This is a genomic window from Microbacterium fluvii (assembly GCF_025515205.1).
GTDB classification, from domain to species: Bacteria; Actinomycetota; Actinomycetes; order Actinomycetales; family Microbacteriaceae; genus Microbacterium; species Microbacterium fluvii.
In genome coordinates this window covers 1,234,635-1,249,061 of sequence record NZ_JAOPFX010000001.1, presented here as the reverse complement: position 1 = coordinate 1,249,061, position 14,427 = coordinate 1,234,635, and the positions used below count along the sequence as shown (strand labels likewise).

Annotated in this window: 14 protein-coding genes; 9 read left to right on the top strand and 5 right to left on the bottom strand. The window is 70.2% G+C overall.

Annotation, left to right across the window (positions count from 1 at the left end):
- Positions 1 to 6: 6 nt before the first annotated feature.
- The 7 genes from OAW74_RS05740 to lnt all read left to right on the top strand — a co-directional run bounded on the left by OAW74_RS05740 (position 7) and on the right by lnt (position 8,156).
- Positions 7 to 969 carry an FKBP-type peptidyl-prolyl cis-trans isomerase gene (locus OAW74_RS05740; protein WP_262873356.1) on the top strand — a complete coding sequence of 321 codons (963 nt, stop codon included), beginning with the start codon at positions 7 to 9 and terminating at the stop codon, positions 967 to 969.
- Between the two features lie 91 nt (positions 970 to 1,060).
- Entirely contained in the window at positions 1,061 to 1,990 is a 930-nt protein-coding gene (locus OAW74_RS05735) for a helix-turn-helix transcriptional regulator (protein WP_262873929.1), read from the top strand.
- Entirely contained in the window at positions 1,987 to 2,952 is a 966-nt protein-coding gene (locus OAW74_RS05730) for a helix-turn-helix transcriptional regulator (protein ID WP_262873355.1), read from the top strand. The genes OAW74_RS05735 and OAW74_RS05730 overlap by 4 nt, the downstream gene beginning before the upstream one ends.
- An 80-nt stretch (positions 2,953 to 3,032) precedes the next feature.
- Positions 3,033 to 3,287 (top strand): twin-arginine translocase TatA/TatE family subunit, encoded by a 255-nt coding sequence (gene tatA, locus OAW74_RS05725; RefSeq protein WP_262873354.1) that lies wholly within the window; start codon positions 3,033 to 3,035, stop codon positions 3,285 to 3,287.
- A gap of 66 nt (positions 3,288 to 3,353) precedes the next feature.
- Complete coding sequence (gene tatC, locus OAW74_RS05720) at positions 3,354 to 4,112, top strand: twin-arginine translocase subunit TatC (protein WP_262873928.1); 759 nt, start codon at positions 3,354 to 3,356, stop codon at positions 4,110 to 4,112.
- Complete coding sequence (locus OAW74_RS05715) at positions 4,109 to 6,577, top strand: DEAD/DEAH box helicase (protein ID WP_262873353.1); 2,469 nt, start codon at positions 4,109 to 4,111, stop codon at positions 6,575 to 6,577. Before tatC ends, OAW74_RS05715 begins: the two co-directional genes overlap by 4 nt.
- A gap of 28 nt (positions 6,578 to 6,605) precedes the next feature.
- Positions 6,606 to 8,156, top strand: coding sequence for an apolipoprotein N-acyltransferase (gene lnt / locus OAW74_RS05710; protein ID WP_262873352.1), 1,551 nt, complete (start codon positions 6,606 to 6,608; stop codon positions 8,154 to 8,156).
- A 24-nt stretch (positions 8,157 to 8,180) separates the two neighbouring features.
- On the opposite strand, the gene OAW74_RS05705 is transcribed toward lnt, so the two are convergent.
- The 4 genes from OAW74_RS05705 to OAW74_RS05690 all read right to left on the bottom strand — a co-directional run bounded on the left by OAW74_RS05705 (position 8,181) and on the right by OAW74_RS05690 (position 10,884).
- Positions 8,181 to 8,564 (bottom strand): RNA polymerase-binding protein RbpA, encoded by a 384-nt coding sequence (locus OAW74_RS05705; RefSeq protein WP_262873351.1) that lies wholly within the window; start codon positions 8,562 to 8,564, stop codon positions 8,181 to 8,183.
- Positions 8,565 to 8,684: 120 nt separating this feature from the next.
- The gene (locus OAW74_RS05700; protein ID WP_262873350.1) at positions 8,685 to 9,470 is read right to left on the bottom strand and encodes a glycerophosphodiester phosphodiesterase family protein; all 786 of its coding nucleotides are present in this window, start codon (positions 9,468 to 9,470) and stop codon (positions 8,685 to 8,687) included.
- Positions 9,467 to 10,396, bottom strand: coding sequence for an SPFH domain-containing protein (locus OAW74_RS05695; protein ID WP_262873927.1), 930 nt, complete (start codon positions 10,394 to 10,396; stop codon positions 9,467 to 9,469). Before OAW74_RS05695 ends, OAW74_RS05700 begins: the two co-directional genes overlap by 4 nt.
- 14 nt (positions 10,397 to 10,410) lie before the next feature.
- Positions 10,411 to 10,884, bottom strand: a complete 474-nt coding sequence (locus tag OAW74_RS05690) for an NfeD family protein (protein ID WP_262873349.1) — start codon at positions 10,882 to 10,884, stop codon at positions 10,411 to 10,413.
- A 97-nt stretch (positions 10,885 to 10,981) separates the two neighbouring features.
- On the opposite strand from OAW74_RS05690, the gene OAW74_RS05685 reads away from it, so the two are divergent.
- A complete protein-coding gene (locus OAW74_RS05685; RefSeq protein WP_262873348.1) occupies positions 10,982 to 11,755 on the top strand; it encodes an SDR family oxidoreductase in 774 nt (257 codons plus the stop codon).
- A 2-nt stretch (positions 11,756 to 11,757) separates the two neighbouring features.
- Complete coding sequence (locus OAW74_RS05680; RefSeq protein WP_262873347.1) at positions 11,758 to 13,743, top strand: S9 family peptidase; 1,986 nt, start codon at positions 11,758 to 11,760, stop codon at positions 13,741 to 13,743.
- 49 nt (positions 13,744 to 13,792) lie between these two features.
- On the opposite strand, the gene OAW74_RS05675 is transcribed toward OAW74_RS05680, so the two are convergent.
- On the bottom strand, positions 13,793 to 14,344 hold the full coding sequence (locus tag OAW74_RS05675; RefSeq protein ID WP_262873346.1) for an HdeD family acid-resistance protein: 552 nt from the start codon (positions 14,342 to 14,344) through the stop codon (positions 13,793 to 13,795).
- Between the last annotated feature and the right edge of the window lie 83 nt (positions 14,345 to 14,427).

The window sequence follows — 14,427 nt, the reverse complement described above, 5'->3', positions numbered from 1 at the left end:
AGCCCGGTGCGCAAGATCCCTGCGGCCGTCGCGGCCCTCGCCCTCGTCTCGGTAGGACTCGTCGGCTGCTCGGCCGCGTCCGGCGCGGAAGGGTGCACGCGCCCCAGCGGCACCGGCACGGTGCTCGACAATGTCAGCGTCGAAGGCGAGTTCGGCTCGGCGCCCAGCGTCGATGTGTACACGCCGTTCCGCGCCGACGAGACCGTCGCCGAAGACCTCATCACCGGCGAGGGCACTGCGATCACCTCGGAGTCGCAGCTCGTGGTGTTCGAGCTGACGCTCATCGACGGCGCCACCGGCACGACCCTCGTGCAGTCGACCTACTCGGGCGACCTCAGCCAGCCGGCCCTGCTGTCGCAGTGGACGACGCTGCTGCCCGGCTTCGGCGACGCGCTCGAGTGCGCGACCGAGGGCTCGCGCGTCGCGATCGGCCTGGCCCCCGGCGACATCTCGGCCGACACGGTCGCGAGCCTGGGCCTCGGCGAAGACGACTCGGCGCTGGCCGTGGTCGACGTGCGCAAGGTCTACCTGCCGCACGCCACCGGCGACCTGCAGTTCAACACCGGCAACGGGCTTCCCAGCGTCGTGCGCGCTCCCGACGGGCGCCCCGGCGTCGTCATCCCCGACGGCGCCGCGCCCGAGGACCTCGTGGTGCAGACCCTCATCAAGGGCGACGGACCCGAAGTCACCGGCGATCAGCCCGTGCGGGTGCACTACACGGGCGTCACGTGGGCCGACAAGACCGTGTTCGACACGACGTGGGACGGCACTCCCGCCTCGCTCACCCTCGACGGGGTCGTCGAAGGCATGGCCGACGCGCTCAAGGGCGCGACGGTCGGCTCGCAGCTGATGATCGTGATCCCGCCCGACCTGGGTTACGGCGATCAGGAGCAGGGCAGCATCCCGGCGGATTCCACGCTCGTGTTCGTCGTCGACATCCTCGGACTCGACCAGGCCGCCACGCAGTGAGCCGCCTGCCGCGCCCTACTATGAGGGAGTGGCAGCGAACCCGACGAAGATCCCCCCCGAGGAGCGGCTGGTCAACCTCGTCGTCGCGCTGATGGCGACCGAGCAGGGCATCACGAAAGACACCGTGCTCTCCAGCGTGTCCGGCTACCGCGAGCAGACCGAGGCCGGCGCCTCGAAAGATGCGCTCGAGAAGATGTTCGAACGCGACAAGGAGAACCTCCGCGGACTCGGCGTGCCGATCGACACGATCGGCGACTGGGCCGACCCCGACGATCTGCGGGAGGCCCGCTACCGCATCCCGAGCGCGGAGTATGCGCTGCCCGAGCAGATGGAGTTCACCCCAGCCGAACTCGCGCTGCTGACGCTGGCCGGCGGGGTGTGGAGCGAGAGCTCCATGTCGGCCGACGCCCGGTCGGGCCTGCGCAAGATCCGCGCTCTCGGCAACGACGTCGACGCGCCGATCATGGGCTACGCGCCGCGCATCAGCATCCACGAGCCTTCGTTCCCCGCCCTTCAGCAGGCGATCGAGCAGAGTCGCACGGTGGCCTTCCCCTACCTCAAGCCGGGGGAGGAGCAGCCACGTCAGCGTCGGGTGCAGCCGCTCGCGCTCGTCGAGTACGAGGCCCGCTGGCACGTGTTCGGGATCGACGTGGATGCGGGGGCCGACCGCACTTTTCTGCTTTCGCGCATCGTGGGCCCGGTGTCGACGACGCGCCAGAGCTTCGATCCCGCCCTGCGCGAGGGCGCCGGCGATCGCGCGCGCCGAGGGCTCGACGCCGTCGCGGCCGGTCAGCACGCGCTTCTCGAGGTGCACCCAGGCACCGAGGCCGCGCTCCGGCTGGGCCGACGTGCGGCGCCCGCCGACCAGGGCATCCGCGTGCCCTATGTCGATGCGCACATCTTCGCCGACGAACTGGCCTCGTACGGTCCGGAGGTGCGGGTCGTCGAGCCCGCCGACCTGCGCGACAAGGTGATCGTGCGGCTGCGCGGTGCCGCCGAGCGCAATGGAGCAGTCCTGTGACCGGCGGCAGGGCGCCGCTGGTGGCCACCGATCGTGCCGCCCTCATGCTGCAGCTGGTGCCGTATCTGGTCGGCAAGGGCGAGGTGTCGGTCATCGAGGCGGCCGACGAATTCGATGTCACGCCCGCCGTCATGCGCGAGATGGTGCAGAAGCTCACCGTGATCGGCCTGCCGGGCGACTCGGGCTACTGGCAGATGTCGAACGACCTCTTCGACATCGACTGGGACCTGCTCGATCAGCGCGACCTCATCTCGCTCACCAACACCGTGGGGCTGCAGCGCGCGCCGCGGCTGACGGCGCGCGAGGCGGCCGCCCTGCTGGCCGGTCTGCAGCTGGCCCGCACTCTTCCCGGCGTGGCCGACAGCGACGTGTTCGCGGGGCTGCTGGCCAAGCTCGCCCTCGGCGCCTCGAGCACCCCCGCCGACGTCATCGTCGTGCCGGGGCCGGTCGACGCCGCCCGCGAGGTGGTCGCCGACGCGCTCGCGCGCGGTGTCGCCGTGTCGTTCACCTACAAGGCACCGGATGCTGCCGCCACCACCCGCACGGTCGACCCCGTGAAGGTGCAGATCGCCGACGGCCAGTGGTACCTGCAGGGCTGGTGCCACCTGCGCCAGGCCATGCGCACCTTCCACCTCGACCGCGTGAGCGATCTCGAGCTCACCGGCATCGCGATCACCCACGGCGAGGAGCGGGTTCCCGGCTGGTTCGAGACGGGCGACGGTGATCTCGTCGTCACCGCGCGATTCGCGGCATCCGTGGCCCCGCTGCTGGGGGAGTACCTGGGCCGCGCCGAGGTGCAGACGGCAGGCGGAGTCTCGACGGCCACGATCCCGGTCGCCGATGAGGTGAGCCTGCGGCGCCTGGTCGCCAAGCTCGGCGGCGAGCTCGAGGTGCTCGAACCCGAGTCGGCGCGCCGCGCTGCGGCGGAGTGGGCTGCCGCAGGGCTCGCGCAGTACCGCTGACCCCGCGCGCCGCGCGCGGTCGCGCGAGGGCGGAGCGGGTTACACTGAGGGCACACCGCAATCGACGAGGAGAACTCCCCATGGGCAACGCATTCGGGTGGCCGCACCTCCTGATCATCCTCGCGGTGATCCTGCTGCTGTTCGGCGCCGCCAAGCTCCCGGCCCTCGCGAAGAGCGTCGGCCAGTCGGCCCGCGTCTTCAAGGGCGAGATGAAGGCCATGAAGGAAGACGACGTCAAGACGACTCCGGCCGCCCCCGCCGCGCCGACGACGACGGTCACCTCCGAGGCCGACACGTCGGCGACCGCGGGTGGAACCGCAGATCCCAAATCCTGACCCGACGTGGTCGCTGAACGACCCCCGCGCGTCGAGGAGCCGGCCGAGCCCCGCAACGACCGTCGGATGACGCTTGCCCAGCATCTGCTGGAGCTGCGCAAGCGTCTCATGATCGCCGCCATCGCGCTCGTGGTGGGCATGGTGATCGCCTTCATCATCACCGGTCCCGTCATCGAGCTGCTCACCGAGCCGATCCGCATGGTCGCGGACCGCCGCGGCGATCAGCTCGCGCAGCTCAACTTCGACACCGTCACGGCGCCGTTCGACATGCGCATGCGCATCGCCTTCGCGATCGGCCTGCTGCTGTCGGCGCCGGTGTGGCTGTGGCAGGTGTGGGCCTTCCTCATGCCGGGACTCACCCGCAAAGAGGTGCGCTACACGATCGGCTTCGTCAGCGCCGCCGTTCCGCTGTTCTTCGCCGGCACCGTCGTCGGCTGGATCGTGCTGCCGCACATGGTCGAGATCATGGCGACCTTCGCCCCGGAGGGCACGGCCCAGTTCTACACGGCGTCGTACTACTACGACTTCGTCTTCAAGCTGCTGCTCGTGGTCGGCGTCTCGTTCGTGCTGCCGGTGTTCCTGGTCGCCTTGAACCTCGCGGGAGTCATGTCGGGACGAGGCATCCTCAAGGGCTGGCGTGCCGCCGTGCTCATCGCGACGCTGTTCGCCGCCGTCGCGACCCCTGCCGCCGACGTCGTCTCGATGCTGATGCTCGCCGGCATCCTCATCGTGCTGTTCTTCGCCGCCGCCGGTGTGTCGATGCTCTTCGACCGTCGCAAGCGCAAACGCGAGGGTGACCTGCTGCCCCCGGAGACCGGCGCGTGACCGACCCCGCCGCGCGCTACGCGGCGGCAGAGGCCTCGCGCAGCCATCCGCTCACGGCGGAGTTCGCGGCGGCCCAGAGCTTCGCCCTCGATCCCTTCCAGCTCGAAGGGTGCCGCACCCTCGAAGACGGCCGCAGCGTACTCGTGGCGGCTCCCACCGGCGCCGGCAAGACCATCGTCGGCGAGTTCGCCATCCACCTGGCGATGCAGCATTCCGATCAGAAGGCGTTCTACACGACGCCGATGAAGGCGCTGTCGAACCAGAAGTTCCGCGAACTGCAGCAGGTCTACGGCGAGGATGCCGTGGGCCTTCTCACCGGCGACACCAACATCAACGGCAACGCGCGCATCGTCGTGATGACCACCGAGGTGCTGCGCAACATGCTCTACGCCGATTCGCCGGCCCTCCGGGGCCTGCGCTTCGTCGTGATGGACGAGGTGCACTACTTGGCCGACCGGTTCCGCGGGGCGGTGTGGGAGGAGGTCATCATCCACCTCCCGCCGGCGGTGCGGCTCGTATCGCTGTCGGCGACGGTCTCCAACGCCGAGGAGTTCGGCGATTGGCTCGACACCGTGCGGGGAGACACCGAGGTCATCGTCTCGGAGACCCGCCCCGTGCCGCTCGAGCAGCACGTGCTCGTGCGCGGCGACCTGCTGCCCCTGTTCGACGACCGCGCGGGCATCGCCACGGCTCAGGTCAACCAGGAGCTCATGCGCATCCGCTCGTTCAAGGGCCCCAACTTCGAGAACAACCGTCGTGCCCAGCAGTCGCGCTCGAGCGGCCACGACGATCCGCGGCGCCGCCCGCACAAAGGCGGCAAGCGGCCCGTGCGCTCGGCGAACGTGCAGCGCATCGAACGTCTCGACCGGCCCGAGGTGGTCGAGCTGCTGGGGCGGGCCAACCTGCTGCCGGCGATCTTCTTCATCTTCAGCCGGGTCGGCTGCGATCAGGCGGTGCAGCAGGTTCGCCGCTTCGGGCTGCGGCTGACGACGCCCGCCGAGAGAAGCGAGATCCGCGCCATCGTCGAGGAGCGCACGCGGGCACTTCCCGACGAGGATCTCGCCGTGCTGGGCTTCTGGGAGTGGCGCGAGAATCTCGAGCGGGGTGCCGCCGCGCACCACGCGGGACTGCTGCCGGCGTTCAAAGAGGTGGTCGAAGAGCTCTTCCGCCGCAAGCTCGTGAAGGTCGTCTTCGCGACCGAGACCCTGGCGCTCGGCATCAACATGCCGGCGCGCACCGTCGTGCTCGAGAAGCTCGAGAAGTTCAACGGCGAGGCGAGGGTCGCCATCACCTCGGGGGAGTACACCCAGCTCACCGGCCGCGCCGGCCGCCGCGGGATCGACGTCGAAGGCCACGCGGTGATCCAGTGGACCGAGGGGCTCGACCCGCAGGCCGTCGCCGCGCTCGCCTCCCGCCGCACGTATCCGCTGAACTCCAGCTTCCGCCCCACCTACAACATGGCCGTCAACCTCATCGATCAGTTCGGGCGTGCGCGCGCCCGCGAGATCCTCGAGTCGTCGTTCGCGCAGTTCCAGGCGGACCGGGCCGTCGTGGGTCTTGCCCGAGAGGTGAAAGACCAGGAGGCCTCGCTTCAGGGGTATCGCGAGGCGATGACCTGCGACCGCGGCGACTTCGTCGAATACGGCTCGATCCGCCGGGAGCTGGCCGACCTCGAGAAGCTCAACCGCAAAGATGCCAACGCCTCTCGGGCCACGCGCGACGCCCGCCAGAAGCAGATCGCCTCACTGCGCAAGCGGATGCAGCGGCATCCGTGTCACGAATGTCCCGACCGCGAGCACCACGCCCGCTGGGCCGAGCGCTACTTCCGCCTCAAGCGCACCATCGACGGGCTTCGCCGCCAGATCGAGACCCGCACCGGCACGGTCGCCCGCATCTTCGACCGCGTCGTCGACGTGCTCGCGGCGCTCGACTATGTGCGAGTCGAGGCCGACGGCGCGACGACCCTGACGCCGGCCGGCCGCACGATGCGCCGCATCTACGGCGAGCGCGACCTGCTCGTGGCCGAGGCGCTGCGCCTGAAGCTGTGGGACGGGCTGGACGCCGCATCCCTCGCCGCTCTCGCCTGCGCCCTGGTCTACGAGCCTCGCCGCGACGACGCCGGAGGCGAGCGACGACTGCCTCGGGGCGCCTTCCGCGATGCGCTGGCGGCCACCTACGACCTCTGGCAGCGCCTCGACGACCTCGAGCGCGACCACCGGCTGCCCGGCTCCGAGCCGCCCGCCGTCGGGCTATGCCAGGCGATGCACTCGTGGGCGCGCGGCGCGCTGCTGGACCGCGTGCTCGACGAGGCCGACATGGCCGCCGGCGACTTCGTGCGGTGGGCCAAGCAGACGATCGATCTGCTCGACCAGCTCTCGATCGTCGCCGACGCCCCGGTGGCCGCGACCGCCCGCACGGCGCTCGAGAACGTTCGGCGGGGCATCGTCTCGTACGCGTCGGTCTGACCCTCCGCGGCGCACGTAGGGTGGAGGGGTGCCCGACACCCCGGCGCCTGTGCGCGCGCTCCTGCCGCTGTGGGCCGCCGTTCCCGTCGCCGCTCTCGCGGGCTTCGTGCTGCAGCTGGCCTACCCCGCCACGGGCTGGTGGCCGCTCGCCTTCGTCGGGGTCGCGCTGTCGCTGATCGCCCTCGTCGGGCGCAGCCTCGGCGGTGCGGTGCTCGTCGGCCTCGTCTTCGGCGCGACGTTCTATCTGCTGCTGATCGACTGGATCACCCGCTACCTCGGCGTGATCCCGTGGTTCGCCCTCGCCGGCATCGAGACCCTGTTCATCGCGCTCGGGTCGATGCCGATCACCCTCGCCTACCGCTGGATGCCCCGCGTGCGGCCGGGGCGCTGGTGGCGCCTGGTCGCCCTCCCCGCGCTTGTTGCGGGGCTGTGGACGATGCGCGAGCTGTTCATGGGGTCATGGCCCTACACGGGCTTCCCGTGGGCGCGCATCGGCATGAGCCAATCGACGAGTCCGCTGGCCGAGGTCGCCTCGTGGACGGGGGTGACCGGGCTGAGCTTTCTCATGGTGTTCGTCTGCGCCGCACTCATCGAGTGGGTGCGGCTCGGCGCCTTCTCGGATCTGCGCACGGCGACCCCGGTCGCCGCCGCCGTCGTCGTGCTGCTGGTGACCCCGCAGTTCCCCACGACGGATGCCGGCACCATGCGCGTCGGCAGCGTGCAGGGCAACGGCCCCTCGGGCTACTTCGACGATCGAGAGCGCAACTCGGTGCTCGAGGCGCAGCTGACGGCATCCGCGCCGCTCTTCGGCGAAGACCTCGACGTGCTGCTGTGGCCAGAGGGCGGCATCGACTCCGACCCGCTGTCGAACGACACCACGGCGCGCATGCTCGATGCCCTCGCCGATCAGGTCGACGCGCCGCTGCTGGTCAACGCCGCGACGGAGCGCGACGGAGCGGTGTTCAACACCTCGATGCTGTGGGTCGGCGGCGAAGGCGCGGTGCAGCTGCACGATAAGCGCAATCCGGTGCCGATGGGGGAGTACGTTCCCGACCGCTGGTTCTACGAGATGCTCGTGCCCGACCTCGTCGGACTCATCCAGCGCGAGTACACGCCCGGCACGAACGCCCCCTTCTTCGACGTCGACGGCGTGGGGGTGGGCCTCGCGATCTGCTTCGACGTGATCTATGACGACGTCATCTGGCAGGGCGCGCGTGACGGCGCCGAGGTCTACATGTTCCAGACGAACAACGCCGATTTCCGCGACACCGACGAGAACCTGCAGCAGCTGGGCTTCGCGCGCATGCGCGCCATCGAGACGGGGCGCCCCGTCGTCAATCTGTCGACGGTCGGCACCAGTCAGGTCATCGCCCCCGACGGCACGACGATCGACGGCCTCGACGCGGGTGTGGCGGGCTACATGCTCACCGACGTGCCGCTGCGCACGGGTCTCACCCCGGCCGTCGTGATCGGGCCGGCCGTCGCCGGGATCATCGGGTGGGGCAGCCTCGCCGCCCTCGTTCTCGCGGGCCTCGCAACGACGAAGAGGTTCCGGCGCCGAAGCGCCGGAACCTCTTGAGGCCGGTGTGTGCCGAGACGCGCCTCAGGCGCTGAGCTTGTCGGCCGTCGCCTTCTCGGCGGCGCCGCGGCGCGCGCGCACGTAGGCGAGGCGCTCTTCGAGCAGCTCCTCGAGCTCGGGAAGCGTACGACGCTCCATCAGCATGTCCCAATGCGTTCGCGGGGTCTTGTCGTCGCTGTGATCGACCGTCGCGGTCGTGTCGCCCACGCGCCGCAGAGCCTCGGCACCGCACGTGCGGCACTCCCAGGCGTCGGGCACCTCGGCGTCGGCCGCGAAGGTGAGGACGGTGTCACGTCCGCAGGACGTGCAGGTGTAGGTGTGCTGTGCACGGTCGTGGAAAACGACGCCCTCTTCGCTCTGTAGGCTCTGGGCGCCGAGTCGCACGCCGCGAAGGCTGCGTTCTGCCATTGTGTGGTCCTCTCGTCGCGTCTTCAGGTATAACGAAGCGACCTGTGCGGATCATCCGAACGGAGGGCATGCAGAAGGCATTCACAGTGGATGCTCAGGCCCGCCGATCGCCGAAATCTGCTACGCGCGACGGAAGACCTCGACGGCGAGGTCGGCCCGGTCGGTGACGATGCCGTCGACCCCCAGGGCGGCGAGGCGGCGCATGTCGTCGGGCGCGTTGATCGTCCACACGTGCACCTCGACTCCGGCCGCGTGGGCGACGGTCAGCAGACGCGTCGAGAGCACGCGCACTCGACGGTGTCGCTCAGGGATCTGCAGGGCGTCGACGTCGCGCAGGAGCCGGGCGGCCCAGCGATCGGCGCGCACGGCGAGGGCGACGAGCAGTCGCACGAGGGTGCCCGTGCCCGCCGACGTCGCCGGCCGCGAGCCTCCGGTCGCCTCGAGCGCCGCGGCCAGGGCTCGCCGGCGCCTCGGGTCGGAGAAGCTCGTCACCAGCACCCGCTGCACGTGCGGGGCGACCAGTCGGCCGACCGGCAGCGCGGCCGCCTCGGCCTTGACGTCGAGGTTGAAGCGCAGGTCGGGAAACGCGTCGAGGGCGTGGGCGAGAGTGAGCAGCCCGCCGCGCGGCTCCATGATGCGCTCGAGTTCGGCGGCGGTGACCTCCGCCACGCGTCGGGGGTCGCCCGTCACGCGGTGCAGGTCGTCGTCGTGGAAGAGCACCACGACGCCGTCGGCGGTGACGTGGCAGTCGCTCTCGACGTAGTCGACACCCAGCGCGTGGGCGGCGGCAACCGCCAGCAGGGAGTTCTCGACGATCGCCCTGCCCTCGGCGTCCGTCGCCGTCGCCAGCCCCCGATGAGCGAGGATCCGCGGGCGCGCCGTCGGCGCGAACCAGGGGTGGGTCACGGTGCGGGCGGGATCTCTCGTTCCTGCGCGCGCTGGGCCGCATCGCTCACCGCGCCCGAGAACGCGCCGCCGATTCCCTTGAGCGCCTCTGTCAGCTCGCTCGGGATGATCCACAGCTTGCTCGAGGGGCTCTCGCTGATCTTCGGCAGGGTCTGGAGGTACTGGTAGGCCAGCAGCTTCTCGTCGGGCTTGCCCACGTGGATCGCGTTGAACACCGTCGTGATGGCTTCCGCCTCGCCCTGTGCGCGCAGTACTGCGGCCTGCTTGTCGCCTTCGGCCTTGAGGATCTCGGCCTGACGCTGCCCCTCCGCCTCGAGGATCGCGGACTGCTTGGTGCCCTCGGCCGTCAGGATCGCGGCGCGACGGTCACGCTCGGCGCGCATCTGCTTCTCCATCGAGTCCTGGATGGAGTGCGGCGGGTCGATCGCCTTGATCTCCACTCGGCCGACGCGGATGCCCCACTTGCCCGTGGCCTCGTCGAGCACGACCCGCAGCTGACCGTTGATCTCGTCGCGGCTGGTGAGCGCCTCTTCGAGGTTCAGGCCTCCGACCACGTTGCGCAGGGTCGTCGTGGTCAGCTGCTCGACGGCGCCCAGATAGTTGGCGATCTCGTAGGTCGCCGCCCGCGCGTCGGTCACCTGGAAGTAGATGACGGTGTCGATCGAGACGACGAGGTTGTCTTCGGTGATCACCGGCTGCGGAGGGAACGAGACGACCTGCTCGCGGAGGTCGATGAGCGGCCGCAGCCGGTCGATGAAGGGCACCAGCAGGTTCAGACCGGGCATGAGCGTCTTGTGGTAGCGACCGAGGCGCTCCACGATGCCGGCGTTGGCCTGCGGGATGATGCGGATCGCGCGGACGATCACCACCAGCACGAAGATGAAGACCGCGATGGCCAGCAGCCATCCGACGGCGGTCGGGATCATGCTTTCGAAGTCGTTCACGGAGTCTGCTCCTCCAGCTCGGGTCGGACGAAGGCGGTGGCGCCGTCGATGCGGACGACACGCACGGGCGTGCCGGGGTCGAGTGCGCCGCGCCCCTCGACGCGCGCGGTCCAGATGTCGCCGTTGGCGAGCTTGACCTGCCCTGCGACCTCGGACGTGGTGGCGAGCACGCGGCCCGCAAGACCGAGCAGCGCATCGACGTTCGACGGGGTCGGGTCTTCCCCTCGGCGCAGTCGGCGCAGCAGCGGAGGTCTGAGCACGAGGATCAGCACGGCAGCGACGGCCGCGGCGATGATCACCTGCAGCCAGAGCGGAGCGCCCAGCAGATCGGCTCCGAGGCCGGCGAGACCGCCGATCGAGAGCATGAGGAAGGTGAAATCGAGCGTGAGCATCTCGATCACCAGGAACACGAGGATCAGGACGAGCCACCCGATCCACGCGAAGTCTTCGATGGTCTGGATGAACTCCACGTCGGCCTCCCCGTTGTTGCGAACCTATCACGCGGCTATGTCAACAGAGGCGGCAACGTCACAGAAGTGGCCGCACCGGCGAAGGTAAGGTCGAGGCGTGACTGAGACAATCGCCCCTCTTCCCGCCGGCTCCCTCGAAGGCAAGACCGCACTGGTCACCGGATCGTCTCGCGGCATCGGCGCCGATACCGTGCGCTACTTCGCCCAGGCGGGCGCGAACGTCGTGATCAACTTCCGCAACAAGGCCCCGCGCGCCGAGAAGCTGGCGGCCGAGCTGCGCGAACTGGGCGTCGAGGCTCTCGTCGTGGGCGCCGACCTCACCGACCCCGCATCGGTGCAGGCGATGTTCGACGAGGTCGCCCGCACCTTCGGCTCGCTCGACGTGCTCGTGCTCAACGCCTCCGGCGGCATGGAGTCCGGAATGGCCCAGGACTATGCGCTGCTTCTGAACCGCGACGCGCAGGTGAACGTGCTGGAGACCGCCCTGCCGCTCCTGGGCGAGGGCTCCCGCGTCGTGTTCGTCACGAGTCACCAGGCCCACTTCATCCGCACGACCGCGACGATGGCAGAGTACGAGCCGGTCGCCCTCTCCAAGCGCGCGGGCGAAGACGCGCTGCGCGAGCGCATCCCCGCCCTCGAGGCGAAGGGCATCGGCTTTACCGTGGTCTCGGGCGACATGATCGAGGGCACCATCACCGCGACCCTGCTCGAACGCGCCAACCCGGGGGCCATCGCCGCTCGGCGCGAAGACGCCGGCAAGCTCTACAACGTCGCGGAGTTCGCCGCGGAGGTCGCGCGCGCCGCCCTCGACCCCGTGCCTGCAGACAACACCCGCCTCGTCGGCGACACCTCTTCGTTCACGGGGGAGTGAGCGTGCGCGCCGCCGACATCGAGAAGCTCGTCTCGGTCGGTCGGCCGCAGGTGGCGCACGACGGCTCGTTCGCCGTCTTCGCCGCCTCGCGCCCCGACCTCACCGCCAACCGCGCCGTGGGGCAGCTCTGGCGCGTCGATCTGCCGGACGGCGCTCCGCGTCGCCTCACCCGGGGCACGGCGGATGCGGCGCCCCGCCTGTCGCCCGACGGCGCCCGCATCGCCTTCCTCCGCGGCGATGCGAAGGCAAGGCCCCAGGTGCACGTCGTCGCCGCCGCGGGCGGCGAGCCCGTGCAGGCGACGGATGCCGCGCTCGGCGTGTCGGAGTTCGCGTGGTCGCCCGACGGCGCGACGCTCGCCTACCTCGCGCGGGTCGCAGAACCGGGACGCTACGGCACCGTGGACGGGCTCGGCGCCGATGCCGAGGCGCCGCGGCGGATCACCGGCATCCGCTGGCACGCCAACGGCCTCGGCTACCTCGCCGACCGGCCCACCCACCTGTTCGTCGTCGCCGCACCCGACCCGCTCGCCGAGCCGTTCTACGAGCCCGCACCGGCCGTGCTCCCCGAGGGCGAGGAGCCGCCGAAGCGCACCGTCATCGCCTCGGCACCGCGACAGCTCACCTCCGGATCAGACGACCACGCCGGGCTCGCGTTCTCGGGAGGCGAGATCCTCACTTCGCGTGACGCGATCGAATCCGACCGCCGCGACCTGCGCACCGTGCTGATCGCCGTCGCCGCCGACGGATCGGGGGAGCGCACCGTACTCGACCGCTCGGCGGGGCTCTCGCTCAGCGGGCTCGAGGTCGCCGCAGACGGCACCATCGCCGTCCTGGCCGACGAGGTCGGCGACGCGGGGCAGGACTTCATCGCACCAGGAGTCGGGCTGTGGCTGCTCGAAGACGAGGGTCCGCGCCGGCTCACCGACGCCGACACGATCGACCTCGGCGAGGTCGGCAGCCACATCACGGCGTACGGCGACGACTTCCTCGTGCAGGATCGCACGCGGGGTCGCGTGCGGCTCGTACGGGTCACCCGCGAGGGTGAGATCTCAGAGCTGCTCGGCGGCGACGTCGAGGTGACCGGGCACGCCGCCGCGGGCGATCGGGTCGTCGCCGCCGTGGCGACGCCGACGACCTTCGGCGAGCTCGTTCTTGTCTCGGGCGGCTCCGTACGACCGCTCACGGGCTTCGGCTCCGCGATCGGGCAGACAGGCCTCGCGGAGCCGACCGAGTTCACCGCGACGGCGCGCGACGGGTATCCGGTGCACGGCTGGGTCGCCGCGCCCGAGGGCGAGGGCCCGTTCCCGGTGATCCTGCAGATCCACGGAGGTCCGTTCGCGTCGTACGGCGTGCACCTGTTCGACGAGACGCAGGTGCTCGTCGACGCCGGCTATGCCGTGGTCTATTGCAACCCCCGCGGCTCCGCGGGCTACGGGCGCGCGCACGGGCGCAGCATCCGCGGCGCGATGGGCACCGTCGACCACACCGACGTCATGGACTTCCTCCACGGCGCCCTCGACGCCGATCCCCGACTCGACGGGAGTCGTGTCGGCATCATGGGCGGGTCGTACGGCGGCTACCTCACCGCCTGGATCATCGCGCACGAGCACCGTTTCGCAGGTGCCATCGTCGAGAGGGGGTTCCTCGAGCCGACGAGCTTTCAGGGAACGAGCGACATCGGGTCGTTCTTCGGCGACGAGTACGTCGGCGTCTCACCCGACGACATCGCTCGGCAGAGCCCGATGGCGGTGGTCGGCCGGGTCACGACGCCGACCCTGGTGATCCACTCGGAGCTCGACTACCGGTGCCCGCTCGAACAGGCGACCCGCTATTACAGTGCGCTCAAGCGCCAGGGCACGCCGGCCGAGCTGCTGATCTTCCCCGGCGAGAACCACGAGCTGACCCGGTCCGGACAGCCGCGGCACCGCGTCGAGCGGTTCGCCGCCGTGCTCGACTGGTGGGAGCGGATGCTGCCGCCTGAGGCATGAGAGAAGGGGCTCGGGATCGTGCGATCCCGAGCCCCTTCGCCGTTCGAGGTCAGGCGTGCTTGCCGAAGGTGAAGGCGCGCACGACGTTGACGATGCCGATGACGATCAGCGCGATGCCCAGCAGCCACCACAGCGCCAGCGCACCGACGAAGGGCGTGAACAGCAGGTAGATGCCGGCGATGATGCTGACGATCGCGAAGAAGACCGTCCAGCCCTTCGACACGGCATCGCCCAGGGTCGACAGCGACACGACGCCCTCGACGATCCACGCGATACCCACCATGATCGCCACGATCACCGCGAGCCACGCGGTCGTGGTCTGCAGGTTGGCGAAGGCGATGACACCGGCAATGATGAACAGCAGCCCGAGGACGATGTGGCCGATGCGCGACCAGCCGCCCTTGCCCTTGGAGAAGATGCCGAGGCCGAGGTAGACCAGGCCCGCCGCGACGGCGTAGATCGCGAGGATGACGGTGATGACCATGGCGGTCTTGACCGGCCACACCAGGATGAGGATGCCGGCGATGACGGCGAGCACGCCGCCGATGCCGATGGCGGTGCGGATGCCGTTGACAGCCGACTTTTCGAGCGACTCGGACATGAGCGTCCTTTCTGAGAGTTACCTGAGAGGTCTGCCGTCAGCATAAACCCCAGGTTGAAGGTTCGGCGGGGGAGCGAGGGGCG

Excerpts from the sequence above, each read along its gene's own strand:
- OAW74_RS05735 (WP_262873929.1), top strand. The coding sequence starts at position 1,061 with ATGGCGACCGAGCAGGGCATCACGAAAGACACCGTGCTCTCCAGCGTG.
- tatA (WP_262873354.1), top strand. The coding sequence starts at position 3,033 with ATGGGCAACGCATTCGGGTGGCCGCACCTCCTGATCATCCTCGCGGTG.
- tatC (WP_262873928.1), top strand. The coding sequence starts at position 3,354 with ATGACGCTTGCCCAGCATCTGCTGGAGCTGCGCAAGCGTCTCATGATC.
- OAW74_RS05705 (WP_262873351.1), bottom strand. The coding sequence starts at position 8,564 with ATGGCAGAACGCAGCCTTCGCGGCGTGCGACTCGGCGCCCAGAGCCTA.
- OAW74_RS05695 (WP_262873927.1), bottom strand. The coding sequence starts at position 10,396 with ATGATCCCGACCGCCGTCGGATGGCTGCTGGCCATCGCGGTCTTCATC.
- OAW74_RS05675 (WP_262873346.1), bottom strand. The coding sequence starts at position 14,344 with ATGTCCGAGTCGCTCGAAAAGTCGGCTGTCAACGGCATCCGCACCGCC.